This is a genomic window from Streptomyces sp. NPDC029152, from assembly GCF_055564355.1.
The window spans coordinates 121,307-138,949 of record NZ_JBVHWR010000007.1 but is presented as its reverse complement, the minus strand read 5'-3'; the positions used below and the strand labels follow the sequence as shown (position 1 = coordinate 138,949).

Annotated in this window: 15 protein-coding genes and 1 pseudogene; 6 read left to right on the top strand and 10 right to left on the bottom strand. The window is 72.2% G+C overall.

Annotated elements, in window-relative coordinates:
* Position 1: 1 nt before the first annotated feature.
* Genes hisH through hisD form a run of 5 tightly spaced genes read right to left on the bottom strand, consistent with a single transcriptional unit; the run spans position 2 to position 3,831 of the window.
* Complete coding sequence (gene hisH, locus ACZ4V6_RS16880) at positions 2 to 652, bottom strand: imidazole glycerol phosphate synthase subunit HisH (RefSeq protein WP_467827668.1); 651 nt, start codon at positions 650 to 652, stop codon at positions 2 to 4.
* Positions 643 to 807 carry a hypothetical protein gene (locus tag ACZ4V6_RS16875; RefSeq protein WP_467827665.1) on the bottom strand — a complete coding sequence of 55 codons (165 nt, stop codon included), beginning with the start codon at positions 805 to 807 and terminating at the stop codon, positions 643 to 645. Before ACZ4V6_RS16875 ends, hisH begins: the two co-directional genes overlap by 10 nt.
* A complete protein-coding gene (hisB, locus tag ACZ4V6_RS16870; RefSeq protein WP_189228283.1) occupies positions 804 to 1,397 on the bottom strand; it encodes an imidazoleglycerol-phosphate dehydratase HisB in 594 nt (197 codons plus the stop codon). The genes ACZ4V6_RS16875 and hisB overlap by 4 nt, the downstream gene beginning before the upstream one ends.
* Complete coding sequence (locus tag ACZ4V6_RS16865; RefSeq protein WP_467827662.1) at positions 1,394 to 2,509, bottom strand: histidinol-phosphate transaminase; 1,116 nt, start codon at positions 2,507 to 2,509, stop codon at positions 1,394 to 1,396. The genes hisB and ACZ4V6_RS16865 overlap by 4 nt, the downstream gene beginning before the upstream one ends.
* Positions 2,506 to 3,831 carry a histidinol dehydrogenase gene (gene hisD / locus ACZ4V6_RS16860; RefSeq protein ID WP_467827659.1) on the bottom strand — a complete coding sequence of 442 codons (1,326 nt, stop codon included), beginning with the start codon at positions 3,829 to 3,831 and terminating at the stop codon, positions 2,506 to 2,508. The genes ACZ4V6_RS16865 and hisD overlap by 4 nt, the downstream gene beginning before the upstream one ends.
* A gap of 200 nt (positions 3,832 to 4,031) precedes the next feature.
* Between hisD and ACZ4V6_RS16855 the strand changes: the two genes are divergently transcribed.
* From ACZ4V6_RS16855 to ybaK, 4 genes and pseudogenes are all read left to right on the top strand, one after another.
* Positions 4,032 to 5,609, top strand: coding sequence for an oxidoreductase (locus tag ACZ4V6_RS16855; RefSeq protein ID WP_467827656.1), 1,578 nt, complete (start codon positions 4,032 to 4,034; stop codon positions 5,607 to 5,609).
* A gap of 120 nt (positions 5,610 to 5,729) precedes the next feature.
* Positions 5,730 to 6,742, top strand: a pseudogene (locus ACZ4V6_RS16850) (hypothetical protein).
* Positions 6,743 to 6,753: 11 nt separating this feature from the next.
* Complete coding sequence (locus tag ACZ4V6_RS16845) at positions 6,754 to 7,494, top strand: LON peptidase substrate-binding domain-containing protein (RefSeq protein ID WP_467827654.1); 741 nt, start codon at positions 6,754 to 6,756, stop codon at positions 7,492 to 7,494.
* 13 nt (positions 7,495 to 7,507) lie between these two features.
* The gene (ybaK, locus tag ACZ4V6_RS16840; protein WP_467827652.1) at positions 7,508 to 8,011 is read left to right on the top strand and encodes a Cys-tRNA(Pro) deacylase; all 504 of its coding nucleotides are present in this window, start codon (positions 7,508 to 7,510) and stop codon (positions 8,009 to 8,011) included.
* Between the two features lies 1 nt (position 8,012).
* On the opposite strand, the gene ACZ4V6_RS16835 is transcribed toward ybaK, so the two are convergent.
* From ACZ4V6_RS16835 to ACZ4V6_RS16820, 4 genes are all read right to left on the bottom strand, one after another.
* Positions 8,013 to 8,717, bottom strand: coding sequence for an AAA family ATPase (locus ACZ4V6_RS16835; protein WP_467827649.1), 705 nt, complete (start codon positions 8,715 to 8,717; stop codon positions 8,013 to 8,015).
* 34 nt (positions 8,718 to 8,751) lie between these two features.
* Positions 8,752 to 9,567, bottom strand: coding sequence for an ABC transporter permease (locus tag ACZ4V6_RS16830; protein ID WP_467827647.1), 816 nt, complete (start codon positions 9,565 to 9,567; stop codon positions 8,752 to 8,754).
* 119 nt (positions 9,568 to 9,686) lie between these two features.
* Entirely contained in the window at positions 9,687 to 10,661 is a 975-nt protein-coding gene (locus ACZ4V6_RS16825) for an ABC transporter ATP-binding protein (RefSeq protein ID WP_467827644.1), read from the bottom strand.
* A 120-nt stretch (positions 10,662 to 10,781) separates the two neighbouring features.
* Positions 10,782 to 11,996: an NYN domain-containing protein gene (locus ACZ4V6_RS16820; RefSeq protein ID WP_467827642.1), complete on the bottom strand. Its 1,215-nt coding sequence runs from the start codon at positions 11,994 to 11,996 to the stop codon at positions 10,782 to 10,784.
* Between the two features lie 225 nt (positions 11,997 to 12,221).
* On the opposite strand from ACZ4V6_RS16820, the gene ACZ4V6_RS16815 reads away from it, so the two are divergent.
* Positions 12,222 to 12,386, top strand: coding sequence for a hypothetical protein (locus tag ACZ4V6_RS16815; protein ID WP_225633780.1), 165 nt, complete (start codon positions 12,222 to 12,224; stop codon positions 12,384 to 12,386).
* Positions 12,387 to 12,470: 84 nt separating this feature from the next.
* Here the strand turns inward: ACZ4V6_RS16815 and dnaE are convergent, their stop codons facing one another.
* Complete coding sequence (dnaE, locus tag ACZ4V6_RS16810) at positions 12,471 to 16,010, bottom strand: DNA polymerase III subunit alpha (RefSeq protein ID WP_467827639.1); 3,540 nt, start codon at positions 16,008 to 16,010, stop codon at positions 12,471 to 12,473.
* A gap of 234 nt (positions 16,011 to 16,244) precedes the next feature.
* Between dnaE and ACZ4V6_RS16805 the strand changes: the two genes are divergently transcribed.
* Positions 16,245 to 17,606: a DUF2252 domain-containing protein gene (locus ACZ4V6_RS16805; RefSeq protein ID WP_467827637.1), complete on the top strand. Its 1,362-nt coding sequence runs from the start codon at positions 16,245 to 16,247 to the stop codon at positions 17,604 to 17,606.
* Positions 17,607 to 17,643 lie beyond the last annotated feature (37 nt).

Genomic DNA, 17,643 nt, shown 5'->3' with positions numbered 1-17,643 from the left:
TCTACAGGGTCTCGATCCAGTTGGTGAGGAGCTGGGCTCCGGCGTCGCCGGACTTCTCGGGGTGGAACTGGGTGGCCCACAGGGCGCCGTTCTCCACGGCCGCCACGAAGGGCCTGCCGTGCGTGGACCAGGTGACCTTGGGCGCGGCGATCAGCGGGTTGTGCGTCTCCAGCGACCAGTCGTGCACGGCGTAGGAGTGCACGAAGTAGAAGCGGGCGTCCGCGTCGAGGCCGGCGAAGAGCTGGGAGCCGGCCGGTGCCTCGACCGTGTTCCAGCCCATGTGGGGCACGACGTCGGCCTGGAGGGGACCGACCGTGCCGGGCCACTCGTCCAGGCCCTCGGCCTCCACGCCGTGCTCGATGCCGCGGGCGAAGAGGATCTGCATGCCGACGCAGATGCCCATCACGGGGCGTCCGCCGGCCAGCCGGCGCTCGACGACCCAGTCGCCGCGGGCGGCCTTCAGGCCCTCCATGCAGGCGGCGAAGGCGCCGACGCCGGGGACCAGCAGCCCGTCGGCGTCCATGGCCTTGTCGTAGTCACGGGTGATCTCGACGTCGGCTCCCGCGCGCGCGAGGGCACGCTCGGCGGAGCGGACGTTGCCGAAGCCGTAGTCGAAGACGACGACCCGCTTGGCGGGGGAGGTCAATTCCACACCTCCAGCCTCAGGACACCCGCGACGAGACACATCGCGGCGCCGATGGAGAGCAGGACGATGAGCTGCGTGGGCATCTTCTGCTTGACGAAGGAGATGATCCCGCCGACGAGGAGCAGGCCGACGAAGATCAGCGCGGTCGAGGAGCCGTTCACAGCGCGCCCTTCGTGGAGGGCAGGATGCCGGCGGCGCGCGCGTCGCGCTCCGAGGCGTAGCGCAGGGCCCGGGCGAGCGCCTTGAACTGGCACTCCACGATGTGGTGCGCGTTGCGCCCGTACGGCACGTGCACGTGCAGCGCGATCTGCGCCTGCGCGACGAAGGACTCCAGGATGTGGCGGGTCATCGTGGTGTCGTACTCGCCGATCATCGGCGCCATCTTCTCGGGCTCGGTGTGCACGAGGTAGGGGCGGCCGGACAGGTCGACGGTGACCTGGGCGAGGGACTCGTCCAGCGGGACCGTGCAGTTGCCGAAGCGGTAGATGCCCACCTTGTCGCCGAGGGCCTGCTTGAAGGCGGCGCCCAGGGCGAGGGCGGTGTCCTCGATGGTGTGGTGGGAGTCGATGTGCAGGTCGCCGTCGGTCTTCACGGTCAGGTCGAACAGACCGTGCCGGCCGAGCTGGTCGAGCATGTGGTCGTAGAAACCGACGCCGGTGGCGATGTCGGTCTTGCCGGTGCCGTCGAGATCGATCTCGACGAGGACCGAGGTCTCCTTGGTGGTGCGCTCCACGCGCCCGACGCGGCTCATCCGCTCTGCTCCTGTTCCTTCTTCAGTTCGCGTACCGCATCGAGGAACGCGTCGTTCTCCTGAGGGGTGCCGGCGGTCACCCGCAGCCATCCCGGTACGCCGTTGTCCCGCACCAGGACGCCCCGGTCGAGGATCTTCCGCCAGGTGGCGTGCGCGTCCGCGAACCGCCCGAACTGGACGAAGTTGGCGTCGGACTCGGTGACCTCGTAGCCGAGGGCGCGCAGTTCGGCCACCAGCCGGTCCCGCTCGGCCTTCAGCTGCTCGACGTACTTCAGCAGCGTGTCCGTGTGCTCCAGGGCGGCCAGCGCGGTCGCCTGGGTCACGGCCGACAGGTGGTAGGGCAGCCGGACGAGCTGCACGGCGTCGACGACGGCCGGGTGCGCGGCGAGGTAGCCCAGGCGCAGGCCCGCCGCGCCGAACGCCTTCGACATCGTGCGGGAGACGACGAGGTTCGGCCGTCCGTCGAGCAGCGGCAGCAGCGAGGCTCCGTGGCTGAACTCGACGTAGGCCTCGTCCACGACCACCATGGACGGCTTCGCCGCCTGTGCGGCCTCGTACAGGGCGAGGACCGTCTCGGGCGGGACCGCGTTGCCCGTGGGGTTGTTGGGGGTCGTGATGAACACGACGTCCGGGCGGTGCTCGGCGACGGCCCGCGCGGCGGCGTCCACGTCGATGGTGAAGTCGTCGCGGCGCGGACCGGAGATCCAGCCCGTGCCGGTGCCGCGCGCGATGAGGCCGTGCATCGAGTACGACGGCTCGAAGCCGATCGCGGTGCGGCCCGGGCCGCCGAAGGTCTGCAGCAGCTGCTGGATGACCTCGTTGGAGCCGTTGGCCGCCCAGACGTTGCTCGTGTCCAGGGGATGCCCGGAGGTCTTCGTCAGGTACCCGGCGAGCTCGGTGCGCAGTTCGACCGCGTCCCGGTCCGGGTAGCGGTTGAGGTGGCGGGCGGCCTCGCGGACCCGCTCGGTGATCCGCTCGACCAGCGCCTCGGGCAGCGGGTAGGGGTTCTCGTTGGTGTTCAGCCGTACGGGCACGTCCAGCTGGGGCGCGCCGTAGGGGGACTTGCCGCGCAGCTCGTCCCGTACGGGCAGATCGTCGATTCCGAACGTCACTTGCTCTCGGGCACCTTCCACTCGAACCGCGCCTTGATCGCCGCGCCGTGCGCGGGCAGGTCCTCCGCCTCGGCCAGCGTCACCACGTGGTGCGCGACCTCGGCCAGCGCGTCCCGCGTGTAGTCGACGATGTGGATGCCGCGCAGGAAGGACTGGACCGACAGGCCCGAGGAGTGGCAGGCGCAGCCACCGGTGGGCAGGACGTGGTTGGACCCGGCCGCGTAGTCGCCGAGGGAGACGGGCGCCCAGGGGCCGACGAAGATCGCGCCGGCGTTCTTCACGCGCTCGGCGACGGCGGCGGCGTCGGCGGTCTGGATCTCCAGGTGCTCGGCGCCGTACGCGTCGACCACGCGCAGCCCCTCCTCGACCCCGTCGACCAGCACGATCGCGGACTGCCGCCCCTTGAGCGCGGGCACGATCCGGTCGTCGACGTGCTTGGTGGCCGCGACCTGCGGCTCCAGCTCGCGCTCGACCGCGTCGGCCAGCTCCACGGAGTCGGTGACCAGGACGGCGGCGGCCAGCGGGTCGTGCTCGGCCTGGCTGATCAGGTCGGAGGCGACGTGCGCCGGGTCGGCCGTCGAGTCGGCGAGGACCGCGATCTCGGTCGGGCCGGCCTCGGCGTCGATGCCGATCCTGCCGGTGAAGTACCGCTTGGCGGCGGCGACCCAGATGTTGCCGGGGCCGGTGACCATGACGGCGGGCGGGCAGGACTCGGTGCCGTACGCGAACATGGCGACGGCGGTGGCGCCGCCGGCCGCGTACACCTCGTCGACGCCGAGCAGGGCGCAGGCGGCGAGGATCGTCGGGTGCGGCAGCCCGCCGAACTCGGCCTGGGCGGGGGAGGCGAGCGCGATCGACTCGACGCCGGCCTCCTGGGCCGGGACGACGTTCATCACCACGGACGACGGGTACACCGACCGGCCGCCGGGCGCGTACAGGCCGACCCGCTCGACCGGCACCCACTTCTCGGTGACCGAGCCGCCGGGCACCACCTGGGTGGTGTGGGTCGTGCGGCGCTGCTCGCGGTGGACGAGGCGGGCGCGGCGGATGGACTCCTCCAGGGCCGCGCGCACGGCCGGGTCGAGCTCCTCCAGCGCGCGCGTGAGCGCGGCGGCCGGAACACGCACCTGGTCGAGCTTGACGCCGTCGAACTGCTCGGCGAAGTCGATCAGCGCCGCGTCACCACGATGATGCACGGCCTCGCAGATCGGACGCACCTTCTCCAGGGCGGCCGAGACGTCGAAGTCGGCTCGGGGCAGCAGGTCGCGCAGGGCGGGGCCCTCGGGGAGGGCGTCGCCGCGCAGATCGATTCGGGAGATCACGGAACCAATTCTCTCAGACCCGCGTCGCAGACCGTTCGCGCGTATCAGTGGCTGATACGGAAAGCGACGGCTCGTCACGGCCGGCCGCGGAATCCGGCGAATCACCCTCACTTGCGGTGTTCGGCGCGTCACCCAGCGGGCATGAACGGTTGTACGAAGCGTGAGTGACTCGCGAGTAGCCGGGAAGGGGGTGAAGCGCCGTGACCGAGGGGGACGACCGCCGTGACGGAGAGCTGCCGGACGATCTGACCGTCGCGGAGGCGGGCATGTGGCAGGCCTTCCGCAACGGCAGCGTGTACGACCTGAGCAGCGGGGACGCGTTCGTCGACGATCCGCACGGCGGGCAGCCGTGGGGACCCGAGCGGACCGTGCGGGCCCGCATCGTGTGCTGGCTGCTGCTCGACGGCCCGCCCGCGCTCGCGGGCCGCGTGTCCTCGCTGCAGCTCGTGGGCGTGCAGATCAGCGACACGATGGACCTCGCGGGCGGCACGGTGGTGCCGTACGTGGAACTGCGGGGCTGCCGCTTCGAGCGGGAGGTCCTGCTGCCCGAGACCCGCTTCACGACCCTGCGGCTGGTGGACTGCTCGGTGCCGCGGCTGGAGGCGGCCCGGTTGCACACCGAGGGCGATCTGCACCTGCCGCGCTGCCGGTTCCCCGGCGGGGTCCGGCTCACCGACGCCCAGATAGGCACCGACCTGCTGCTCAACCAGGCGGTCGTGCACCGGGACCGCAGCGGCCGCTCCATCGCCGCGGACGGCATGACCGTCGGCCAGGACCTCCAGGCCGAGATGCTGGAGTCGTACGGCGAGGTGAGCCTGCGCAGCGCCCAGGTCGGCGTCTCCCTGAGCCTGCGCGGCGCCCGGCTGCTCAACCCGTACACGCGGCACGCGCTGAACGCCCCGCGGCTGGCGGTGGAGCGCACCCTGTACCTGACGCCGGCGGGTCTGGGCAGCCCGATGCTGCGGGGCATCACTCCGGCACAGGGGACGCGGATCCAGGTCTTCGAGTGCGAGGGCGGGGTGCGGCTGGACGACGGGCGGTTCGGCGACGCGGTCGACTTCGAGCACGCCCGGTTCACCTTCACCGACGACCAGGAGCTGTCGCTGCGCCGGGTGCAGACGCCCGAGCTGCGCTTCCTGGGCGAGCGGCCGGCGCGCGGACGGGTGGTGCTGTCGGGGGCGCGGGTGGTCAACCTGATCGACCGGGCGGACAGCTGGCCGGGCCCGGGCCGGCTGCAGATGGGCGGCTTCTCCTACGAGAACCTGGTGCCGCGGGGGCCGTTCCCGCTGGCGAAGCGGCTGCGGTGGGTGGGCGCCGCGACCGCCGAGTACCACCCGGAGCCGTACGAGCGCCTCGCCGCCGTGCTGCGGGCCTGCGGCGAGGACGAGGACGCCCGCGAGGTGCTGCTCGCCAAGCACCGGCGGCGCCGCGAGAGCTTGCCGCTCGCCGCGAAGCTGGTGGGGTACGCGCAGGACTGGACGGTCGCCTACGGCTACCGGCCGGGGCGGGCCGCGGTGTGGATGGCGGTGCTGTGGGCGGCGGGCTCGTTCGCCTTCTCGCGCGCCGACCACCCGCCGCTCGAGAACGGCGGACACCCGGACCGGAACCCGGCCCTGTTCGCCCTCGACCTGCTGCTGCCGGTCATCGACCTGGGCCAGGTGGGCTTCTGGCAGCTGCGCGGCGGCTGGCAGTGGCTGGCGGCGGCGATGATCCTGCTCGGCTGGATCCTCGCCACGACGGTCGCGGCCGGTGCGACGAGACTCCTGCGCCGCAACTGACCCCGACGGCGCACGGGACGCGCCGGGCTCCCCGCCGCTCCCGCACCGCGACCGCCGACGGCGAGCACGCCCCGCGGGCGACCGCACAACCATCCCGCACCGTCGGCCGTCGTACTGGCCATGCTGCGCGCGTTCCTCCGTACGTCGCGGCCCGCCGCCGCGCCGACCGCCGACGACGGGGCCGACCTGCTCCTCGACGCCCCCGACGACCGCCTCGCCCCCGCCCTGGTCGCCGCGGCCCGCGGCGAGTACGGGCCCGCGGCCGGCCTGCTCGCCGGCACCCGCGAGAACGCCGAGTGGGAGCACCGCGACCGCTACGCGACCCGCCTGGCCGCCTTCGCCCGCTCCCGCTCCGAATGGCTCGAGCACTGGCACACCACCGCCCCGGACGACCCCGGCGCCCTGCTGGTCCGGGCCCGGCTGGCCGTAGACCGCTGCTGGGACTCACCGGCCCGCGCCGAACTCCTGCGCCAGGTGGGCCCGGCGGTCACCGCCGCCACCGAGGCCGGCGGGCCCGACCCGGTGCCGTGGCGCGTCGCGCTGGACACCGCCCGGGGCGCGCACGCGGGGCACGCCGAGTTCGAGCGGCTGTGGGAGCAGGCGGTCCGTCGCTCCCCGCACCACTACGGCTGCCACGTCGCCGCCCTGGAGTACCTGGCGGCCGCCTCCCCCCGGGCCCACCGCGAGTGCCTCGACTTCGCCGAGACGGCCGCGCAGGACGCCCCCGAGGACGCGTTCGTGCGCGCGCTGCCGGTGCGGGCGGTCTTCGCCTGTCTGACCCGCGGCGGCCAGGCGTCCGGCGTGGTCCGGGCCCGGCTGGACGCGGCGGCCGACCGCGCGATCGCGTGGTCGGCCGCGTACCCGGCGGCCGACCCCTGGCCGGCGGAGCTGCGCAACCTGCTGACGTACGTCCTGGTCCGCCTGGAGCGCCCGCGGGACGCGGCGGAACAGCTGCGGCTGACCGGCCCGTACGTCACGTCCTTCCCGTGGGACCGGGACACGGACGACCCGCTCGGCCGGTTCCTCCAGGTGCGCGGGGACGTCCGTGCGGCGGTGCGGCCACGGGGGTGACGGGGGGTCCGCGCCATCCACGAAGTGGGCACGACGGTCCCCTCCGTCCCGGCGACCATTAGGCTTCTGCGTCGTGACCACCGTCCGGCTCCCCCTCTTCCCGCTGAACTCGGTGCTGTTCCCGGGTCTGGTGCTCCCGCTGAACGTCTTCGAGGAGCGCTATCGCGCCATGATGCGCGAGTTGCTGAAGACCCCCGAGGAAGAACCGCGCCGGTTCGCCGTCGTGGCGATCCGCGACGGCCACGAGGTCGCCCCCAGCGCCCCCGGCATGCCCGACCCGACGGCCCTGCCCGAGCGCGGGCCCGCGGCCGGGTTCGGCCCGGCCCCGGCCAAGGCCTTCCACAAGGTGGCCTGCATCGCGGACGCCGCCACGATCCGCGAGCGGGCCGACGGCACCTTCGAGGTGCTGGCGACCGGGACGAACCGGGTGCGCGTGCTGTCGGTGGACGCCTCGGGGCCGTTCCTGACGGCCGAGCTCGAACCACTGGCCGAGGAACCCGGAGACGAGGCGGGAGCGCTGGCCGAGGGGGTGCTGCGGTCGTTCCGGCAGTACCAGAAACGCCTGGCGGGGGCCCGGGAGCGCTCGCTGTCGACCGGTGCGGAGCTGCCGGACGAACCGGGCGTGGTCTCCTACCTGGTCGCCGCCGCGATGACGCTGGACACACCGACCAAGCAGCGCCTGCTCCAGGCCCCGGACACCGCGTCCCGGCTGCGCGACGAGCTGAAACTCCTTCGCACCGAGACCGCCATCATCCGTACGCTGCCGTCCTTGCCGGCGTCCGACCTGACGCGCGGCCCGACGAGTTTCAACTGAGGTGCCGGTCCGGATGGCGAAGAAGTCGAAGAAGCAGCAGCAGCCGGGGGGAACGCCCGCGACGGTGGCCCTCGCGGCGGCCGGGGTGGCGTACACGGTCCACGCCTACGACCACGACCCGGCCCACCCGTCCTACGGCGAGGAGGCGGCCGAGGCGATGGGGGTGTCGCCGGAGCGCGTCTTCAAGACGCTGGTGGCGGACGTCGACGGCGCGCTGACGGTCGCGGTGGTCCCGGTGGCGGGCCAGCTGGACCTGAAGGCGCTGGCGTCCGCGGTCGGCGGCAAGCGGGCGGCGATGGCCGACCCGGCCCTGGCGGAGCGCACCACGGGGTACGTGCGGGGCGGCATCTCCCCCCTCGGCCAGCGCAAGCGGCTCCCGACGGTGCTGGACGCGTCGGCCTCCGGGCACGCCACGATCTGCGTCTCGGCGGGCCGCCGCGGCCTGGAGGTCGAGCTGTCCCCCGACGACCTGGCGAAGCTGACGGCCGCGGTCCTCGCCCCCATCGGCCGCGCCTGACCTACGCGGACTTCCCGCCGTGGGGCCCCTGCGGGAACTGCGGCGGGTGGTACGGCTGGTGCTGGGCGTACGGATCCGGGTCCCGGGGACCGAACAGGCCCGTCAGCCCCAGGTGCACCACGAGCGCGGCGAACGGCCAGGCCAGCCACGCCCCCTTCGCGCCCAGCTTCAGCGGCGCGGAGAACGTCGTCCCCTTGCCCACCTCCCGCGCGTGGGCGATCACGTCCTGTCCGGGCCCCAGCCACACCCCGACCCGCCACGCCAGCAGCGACCCGAGGAAGGCGCCGACGCCCAGCGCCACCACCAGCGGCACACCCCCGCGCCGCCGCAGCAGGAAGACGGCCAGCGCGCTGAGCGCCCCGAACCCGAGCGCGAGCAGCGTGAAGGTCCCGTCGACCCCGACGGCCTGCTCGCCCTCGGAGTCCTTCAGGTAGACCACCCAGCTGCCGTCCACCACGTCACCGACGAGCGGCACGCTCGGCGCCAGCCACCACCACAGCACGCCCAGCAGGGTGCCGGAGAGGGCCACCGCCACCAGGATCACGGCCGCCTGCCGCGTTTCGGTCAGCATCCCGGGGCCGTCCTGTTCGCCGTGGGAGTGGTGCGCGGTGCCCACCGCATGAGCGCCCACGGGCGGCGGCACCGGCCCGCCGTGGGACGACGAGTGCTCGTTCGGCGGCGGAGGGGGAGTCAGAGGTGCGGTCACCCCGCCATCGTGCCAAACCCGCCTGTGCGGCGCGTCACCGGACGGCGGCCCGGCGGTACGCCCAGGTGGCGACGGCCAGGGAGATCACGCCGACCGCCGCGCACACGGCGAGGTCACCGAGGACGAAGGCCCAGTCGGGGCTCGTTCCGAAGGTGCGCGCGAAGGCCTCCACGCCGTACGTCGAGGGCAGCAGGTCGCGGGCCAGCCGTACCGCCTCCGGCATCCGCTCGGCGGGCAGCACGCCCAGCAGCAGCGCCGCCGACATGCCCAGCTGGCCCAGCAGGGTGGCGAGCTCCGGCCGGGGCGCGAGCAGCCCCAGCGCCGCTCCCAGTCCGGCGAGCGCGGCGCCCGCCAGCGGGATCACGGCCGCCAGCACCCACAGGTGCGTCATCGGCAGCCCGAACAGCAGGCAGCCGAACACCGCCGTCACCACGGTCCCCGGCACGGTGAAGGACGCGTACGCGCCCGCCGCGCCCAGCACCACCGCGGCGGGCGGCACCGGCAGGGTCGCGTAGTGGTCGAGGCCGCCGCTCGCGCGCAGCTGGCCGAAGTACTGGGCGAGGAGGTTCAGCGCGACGAAGGCCACGACGAGCACCGCCGACCCGGCGACCACGGCCTGGGCCTCGCCGCCGCCGTCCACGACGCCGCGCATCAGGATCATGATGCCGATCGACTGGAACGTCGCCACGAACAGCAGCGGGATCCGCGCGACCCTCGCCCGGGACAGCTGCGCCCGGTACACGGCCACCAGGGAGGGCCACAGCCGCGCCCGGGGCCCGAGCGCGGCGGCGCCCCGCTCCCGGGCGGCCGGGGCGCCGTCGGACAGGGCTTCGGCGGGTACGACACTCACGTCGCGCTGTTCCCCTTCACCATTGGTCGCTGAGCCGGTCTGCACTGATCCAGTCCTCACGGGGACACTCGTCCCGTCCGGTACGGACGCGGCGCCGCGCGTTCTCACCGCTCGCCCGCTCACGCCCTGACCAGTCCCTGCCGCGCGGCGCCGCCCAGCGCCAGGTACACGTCCTCCAGGCTGGGCGTGGCCAGGGTGAAGTCGTCCAGCGCGGCGAAGGCGGCCCCGCCGGTGACGGTGGCGACGACCGTGCGGGCCTCCTCCGGGGCGAGCCGCAGCGTCCAGCGGCGGCCCGACTCCGCGGCCCGGTCGCGCAGGGCGGCGACCTCGGGCACGCCCAGCGGTGCGCTCTCGCGCCACACCAGGTCGACGCGGACCTCGCCGGCGACCCGCTCCTTGAGCCCGGCCGGGGTGTCGCAGGCGATCACGCGGCCGCGGTCGAGGACGGCGACCCGGTCGAGGACGGTCTCGGCCTCGATGACGTTGTGGGTGACGAGCAGCACGGTGGTGCCGCGCTCGGCCCGCCGGCGGTCGACGGCGGCCCAGACCGCGCGCCGGGCCACCGGGTCCATGCCGGTGGTCGGCTCGTCCAGGACGAGCAGCGGGCGCTCCCCTACCAGTGCGGCGGCGAAGCAGGCCAGGCGCCGCTGTCCGCCGGAGAGCTTCTTGAGCGGGCGCGAGGCGAGGGGGGTCAGGCCCAGTTCGTCGAGGACGGCGTCCCGCTCGGCGCGGGCGTCCCGGGCGTGCAGGCCGCGCAGCCGTCCGGTGGTCTCGGCGGCGAGCGAGACGGTCAGCTCGTCGAGGGCGCTGGATTCCTGGCCGAGATAGGCGAGGATCCGTGCGGCCCGCTCGGGGTGGCGCACGATGTCGTGGCCGAGGATCTCCACGCTTCCGCTGTCGGGTCGCATCAGGCCGGTCAGCTGGCGGACGAGGGTGGACTTCCCCGCGCCGTTCGGCCCGAGCAGTCCGAAGATCTCACCGCGGCGGATCTCCAGCGTCACGTCGTCGGTGGCCCGGACCTCGGGGGCGGCGGGAACGCCGCGCCGGCCGCGTACCGCCGCATAGGTCTTGATCAGTCCGCGCACCACGCACACGGCATCGCCACCGGGTCGAAGTGCCTGTGTCGCGCGCGTATTCACAAGGGACGAGAGTACGTGGTCGCCGCCCCCGCCCCACCCCGGGGTCCGCCCATAAGCATCAATTCGTCCGGGGCCTCACTCCCCGGCGGGGGTCCGCTCGGTGGCGGTCCGCACGTCGATCTCCCGCCAGAACCCGGCCCTGATCGCGTACCGGTCGTGCTCGTCGATCTGGTCGTCCTTGTGGGCCAGCAGCCCGAACCGGGCGGCGTACCGCAGCAGCTCACCGTCGACGCGGTGCGGGATGCGGGGGTACATGCCCGACAGCCTCTGCAGGTGGACGTGGTCGCCGAGGCGCTCCACCCAGCGGCGGGCGAAGACCTGCCCGACCTCGTAGGGGTCGCCGCCGACCGTGGTGATGTCCTCCTCGCGGTCGGCCCAGCGCTGCTCGGCCGTGGTGAGCTGGGCCAGCGTCGGCAGCGTGACGGCCTCGGCCGGCTCGCCGGCGGTCCGGTCGACCCAGCCCTTGTCGGAGGACCAGCGCAGGGTGGCGTTCGGCGGGTGCGTGGCGGGGTGGGCGCCGGGGGCGCGCAGGGCGGCCAGGTCCTTGGGGGTGGGGACGCCCCTGGCGGGTGTCGCGCGCTCCTCGGCGCCGTTGCGCACGGCGGTGTCCACGACGGGGTGCGCGGGTTCCCGGGCGGGCCGTTCGGCCGCGGTGGACAGGGCGGACTCGGGCAGCGGCGCGGACAGGATCGCGGCGATCTCGGGCCGGGGCGCGGGGGGCGGTGCGCAGATGCCGCCGGTCTCCTTGGCCCGTACCGCCTTGGTGATCCAGGCGCGGTCCAGCACGCGGCGCTCGTCGGCCTCGGCGACCAGGTCCTCGGACTGGTTGTAGTCGCCGTCGGCGGCCTGCACGGCCCACAGGTGGACGGCGACGCCGTGCTCCTTGGCGGCCATCATGCCGGGCAGCAGGTCGCCGTCGCCGGTCACCAGGACGACGTCGGAACAGGCCCGGTTGCGGGCCAGCTCGGTCAGCTCGGCGTGCATGGCCGCGTCCACGCCCTTCTGCGCCCAGCGTCCGTCGCTGCGCGTGAGGGCGCCGAGCCGGACGGTGACCCGGGGCATCACGCGCAGCCGGCGGTGTTCGGGCTGCGGGACGCGGTCGGGGGCGCCGTCGAACCAGTAGATGCGCAGCAGGGGCTGCTGCGTGTCGGACTCGGCGCGATCGCGCAACCCCTGGACGAGGGCGGCGTGGTCGACGGTGATGCGCGAGCGCGAGGGCTCCCCGGCGAGGAGACTGGCGGCGGCCCCCAGCAGATACCCGGCGTCCACCAGGACGATGCAGCGGTCCACGCGGTCCACCCTCTTTCCGGGAGGTTTGCTTCGGGCTTCCTTCGAGTCTGCCCGACGGCGCGGAGGTTAACGGGCCGAACTCGATCTTCGGCGTGGCGTTTCGGCGGCCCGCGGCCCGACCAGCCGTGTCACGCACGGTAATTACCCGATATGCGTTCTTTTTCAGTCTATGTGACTCTGATGCGGTACCTGGCCCGACAGATCCCCCTCAGGAGGTAGATCACCATGGCCAAGAACAAGAACAACCGTGACCGTAAGCAGTCCCCGTCCGCCCGTGCCCCGCAGGCCGCCGAGTCGGCCGTGCTGGACCGCGAGGAGCAGCACGCCCCGCCGCTGTCGCCCGGTGACGCGGCTTCCCGCAAGCGGCAGAAGCGCTTCGGCCACAACTGACGTCCGGCACACGGGCCGTCGCGTCCGCCGTGACACGAAGGGGCGCACCCGGTGCCGGGTGCGCCCCTTCGCCGCGTCGGCCGTTCAGCCCGCCAGGCAGGACGGGCCGAGCAGTACCTTCAGGTCGCCGAACAGGGCCGGATCGGGCTTCACCCGGTGCCGGTCCAGACGCAGCACCGTCGTCTTCGTCGGCCCCTGGAGCTTGATCCGCACCTCGCTGTCGCCCTTGTGGTGCGTGAGGATCTCGCCGAGGCGGCTGACCATCGGCGGGGTGACCCGGGTCGCCGGGATGGTGAGGACCACGGGCGCGTTGGCGCCCGCGTTGGACAGGTCGGGGATCATCAGCTCCATCGCGACCAGCCGCGGCACGTCCTCGCGCTTGTCGAGGCGGCCCTTGACGAACACCACGGCGTCCTCGACGAGTTGGGTGGACACCAGCTGGTAGGTCGCGGGGAAGAACATGCACTCGATGGAACCGGCCAGGTCCTCGACGGTGGCGATGGCCCAGGCGTTGCCCTGCTTGGTCATCTTGCGCTGCAGGCCGGAGATGATGCCGCCGATGGTGACGACCGCGCCGTCGCCGAAGTCCCCGCCGGTGAGCTGGGAGATGCCCGCGTCGGCCTTGTCGGACAGCACGTGCTCCAGGCCGAAGAGCGGGTGGTCGGAGACGTACAGACCGAGCATCTCCCGCTCCTGGGCGAGCAGATAGGTCTTGTCCCACTCCTCGTCGCTGAAGGTGACGTCGAGTCCGAAGCCGGGCTCGGCGCTCTCCTCCTCGCCCATGCCGCCGAAGAGGTCGAACTGGCCCTCGGCCTCCTTGCGCTTGACCGCGACCACGTTGTCGATCATCGGTTCGTACTGCGCGGTGAGGCCCTTGCGGGTGTGCCCCATCTCGTCGAAGGCGCCGGCCTTGATCAGCGACTCCGTCGTCCGCTTGTTGCAGACGACCGCCTCCACCTTGTCCAGGTAGTCGGGGAAGGAGGTGTACTTCCCCTTGGCCTTGCGGCACCTGATGATCGAGTCGACGACGTTGGTGCCCACGTTGCGGACGGCGGAGAGGCCGAAGAGGATCACGTCGTCGCCCTGCGCGGCGAAGTTCGCCTCGGACTCGTTGACGTTGGGCGGCAGCACCCGGATGCCCATGCGGCGGCACTCGTTGAGGTAGACCGCCGACTTGTCCTTGTCGTCCTTGACCGAGGTGAGCAGCGCGGCCATGTACTCGGCGGGGTGGTTGGCCTTGAGGTACGCCGTCCAGTACGAGACCAGTCCGTAGGCGGCCGAGTGCGCCTTGTTGAACGCGTATCCGGCGAAGGGGACCAGCACGTCCCACAGCGCCTGGATGGCCTCGTCGCTGTAGCCGTTCTTGCGGGCGCCGGCCTGGAAGATGGTGAAGTTCTTCGCCAGCTCCTCGGGCTTCTTCTTGCCCATCACGCGGCGCAGGATGTCGGCCTCGCCGAGCGAGTAGCCCGCGATGATCTGGGCGGCCTTCTGCACCTGCTCCTGGTAGACGATCAGGCCGTAGGTGACCGCCAGGACCTCCTGGAGGGGCTCCTCCAGTTCCTTGTGGATCGGCGTGATCTCCTGGAGGCCGTTCTTGCGCAGCGCGTAGTTGGTGTGCGAGTCCATGCCCATGGGGCCGGGCCGGTAGAGCGCGGAGACGGCGGAGATGTCCTCGAAGTTGTCGGGCTTCATCAGCCGCAGCAGCGAGCGCATGGGTCCGCCGTCGAACTGGAAGACGCCGAGCGTGTCGCCGCGCTGGAGCAGTTCGAAGGTCGTGGGGTCGTCCAGCGGCAGCGACAGCAGGTCGAGGTCGATGCCCTTGTTGGACTTCACCATCTTGACGGCGTCGTCCATGATCGTGAGGTTGCGCAGGCCGAGGAAGTCCATCTTCAGCAGGCCGAGCGACTCGCACTGCGGATAGTCCCACTGCGTGATGGTGACGCCGTCGGTGTGCCGCACCCAGATGGGGGCGTGGTCGACGATGGGCTCGCTGGACATGATCACGCCGGCGGCGTGCACGCCCATCTGCCGGACCAGGCCCTCGACGCCCTTGGCGGTGTCGATGACCTTCTTGACGTCCGGCTCGTTCTCGTACATCGAGCGGATCTCGCCGGCCTCGCTGTAGCGGGGGTGCTCCGGGTTGGTGATGCCGTCGAGGTCGATGCCCTTGCCGAGGACGTCGGCGGGCATGGCCTTGGTGAGCCGGTCGCCCATCGCGTACGGGTAGCCCAGCACGCGCGCGGAGTCCTTGATGGCGTTCTTCGCCTTGATCTTGCCGTACGTGCCGATCATGGCGACCTTGTCGGCGCCGTACTTCTCCGTCACGTACCTGATCACCTCGACGCGCCTGCGCTCGTCGAAGTCGATGTCGACGTCGGGCATGGAGACGCGCTCGGGGTTGAGGAACCGCTCGAAGATCAGCCCGTGCGGGATCGGGTCGAGGTCGGTGATGCCCATCGCGTACGCCACGATCGAGCCGGCCGCGGAGCCTCGGCCGGGGCCGACGGCGATGCCCTGCTTCTTGGCCCACATGATGAAGTCGGCGACGACGAGGAAGTAGCCCGGGAACCCCATCTGGATGATGACGTCCATCTCGTACTCGGCCTGCTTCCGGCGGTCCTCGGGGACGCCGCCGGGGAAGCGGCGCTCCATGCCGCGGCGGACCTCCTCCTGGAACCAGGTGACCTCGGTGTACCCCTCGGGGATGTCGAACTTCGGCATGAGGTCGCGCTTGACGAACATGCCGTCGGTGTCGACCATCTCGGCGACCAGGAGCGTGTTGGCGCACCCCTCCTGCCAGGCGTCCGAGGAGTCGATGGCGTACATCTCGTCCGTGGACTTCAGGTAGTAGCCGGTGCCGTCGAAGCGGAAGCGGTCCGGGTCGGAGAGGTTCTTGCCGGTCTGGATGCACAGCAGGGCGTCGTGGGCGGTCGCCTCGTGCGCGTAGGTGTAGTGCGAGTCGTTCGTCACCAGCGGCGGGATGCCGAGCTTCTTCCCGATCTCCAGCAGGCCGTCGCGGACCCGGTGCTCGATGTCGATGCCGTGGTCCATCAGCTCCAGGAAGTAGCGGTCCTTGCCGAAGATGTCCTGGTAGTCGGCGGCGGCCTTCAGGGCCTCGTCGAAGTGGCCGAGGCGCAGCCGGGTCTGCACCTCTCCGGAGGGGCAGCCGGTGGAGGCGACGATGCCCTCCGACCACTGGGAGATGGTCTCCTTGTCCATCCGGGGCCACTTCTGGAGCCAGCCCTCGGCGTACGCGTCGGAGGAGAGGCGGAAGAGGTTGTGCAGGCCCGTCTTGTTCACGGCCCACATCGTCTTGTGGGTGTAACCGCCCGAACCGGAGACGTCGTCCCGCTTCTGGTGCGGCTGACCCCACTGGATCTTGCGCTTGTTGCGGCGCGACTCGGGAGCGACGTAGGCCTCGATCCCGATGATCGGGGTGATCCCGGCCTTCTTCGCGGAGTGGAAGAAGTCGTACGCCCCGTGCAGGTTGCCGTGGTCGGACATGGCGATGTGCGTCATGCCCATCTCGTTGCACGCGTCGAACATGTCCTTGAGCCGCGCGGCACCGTCCAGCAGCGAGTACTGGGTGTGGACGTGCAGGTGCGTGAACGGCGGCTTGGACACGTGCGGCCTCCTGGGAAAACTATGGGTGACGGGCTGCGGTCAGTCCGGGGTCAGCGTCGAAGTCTATGCCCCGGCACTGACACTCCGGGGCTCCGGCCGCGTACCTTCGTGCGGGGCCCGGCGCGTCGGGCCGGCACCGGGCCGCGGGCACTCCCGTGCGCCCCCGAACGTTGGTCCGAGTGCGGTTTCCGCTCCACTCACCCACGCACCACCCGTACCAGGAGGCACCCAGCGATGTCGGTTCCGCAGCTCAGCGACGAGCACCGCGGCGAGGAAATCCTCGCCGTCTTCGACACCGCGTTCGGCGAGCTCCTGGCCGCCGACCCGGCCGCGTTCCGCGTGAAGTTCCGGAAGATGGCGGCCTCGGCCTTCGCCTTCTACCGGGGCACGGCGTGCCTCTTCTACCACGACCTGGACGCGGAGAGCGGCGGAGGGGACGCGGCGCGGGACGGCGGGAGGACGTACAGCGGCCCGTACCTGGACGAGCGGACCTCCCGGGTGTGGATCCACGGCGATCTGCACGCGGAGAACTTCGGCACGTACATGGACTCCACCGGCCGCCTGATCTTCAACGTCAACGACTTCGACGAGGCCTACGTCGGCCCCTTCACGTGGGACCTCGAGCGCTTCGCGGCCTCCATCGCGCTGATCGGGTACGCGAAGGCGCTCGGCGACGAGCAGATCACCGAGCTGGTGCGGGTGTACGCGGGCGCGTACCGCGAGCGGATCCGCTCGCTGGCCACGGGCGCCAAGAGCGACGAGGTGCCGCCGTTCACGCTGGACACCGCCCAGGGCCCGCTGCTGGGCGCGCTGCGCGTGGCCCGTTCCCTGACCCGGTTCGGGCTGCTGGACTCGATGACGGAGATCCGCGACTTCGAGCGCCGCTTCGCCGCCGGCGGCGGCTCCGTCGAGCTGGACGCGGCCACGCGCTACAAGGTGCTGGCCGCCTTCGACGGCTATCTGGAGACGCTCCCCGAGTCGTCGCTGACCCGCCCGGACTCCTACCGCGTCAAGGACGTCGTCGGCCGCCGGGGCATCGGCATCGGCTCCGCCGGGCTGCCGTCGTACAACATCCTCCTGGAGGGCAACAGCGACGCCCTGGAGAACGACGTCGTGATCTACGTCAAGCAGGCCCAGACCCCGGCGGTCTCCCGGCACATCACCGACCGGGCGATCCGGGACTACTTCCGGCACGAGGGCCACCGCACGGTGATCTCCCAGCGCGCCCTGCAGGCGTACGCCGACCCGTGGCTGGGCTGGACCGAGCTGGACGGCGCGGGCCAGCTGGTCGCCGAGGTCTCGCCGTACGCGGTGGACCTGGACTGGGACGACATCGACGACCCCGAGGAGATCGCCGAGGTCGTCGCCGACCTGGGACGGGCCACGGCCGCGATGCACGCGGCGGCGGACGACCAGTCCGGCGAGTCCCTGGTGCCGTTCTCCACCGAGCGGGCCATCGACGCGGCGATCGCGGCCGACGAGGAGGGCTTCGCGCCCCTGCTGGTCGACTTCGCCCACACCTACGGGGCACGCGCGCGTGCCGACCACCAGATCTTCGTCGACCTCTTCCGCAACGGCCGGATCCCGGGTCTGTGACCGCCGGCGCTCTCACAGGGACCCTTTAGGAGCCTCT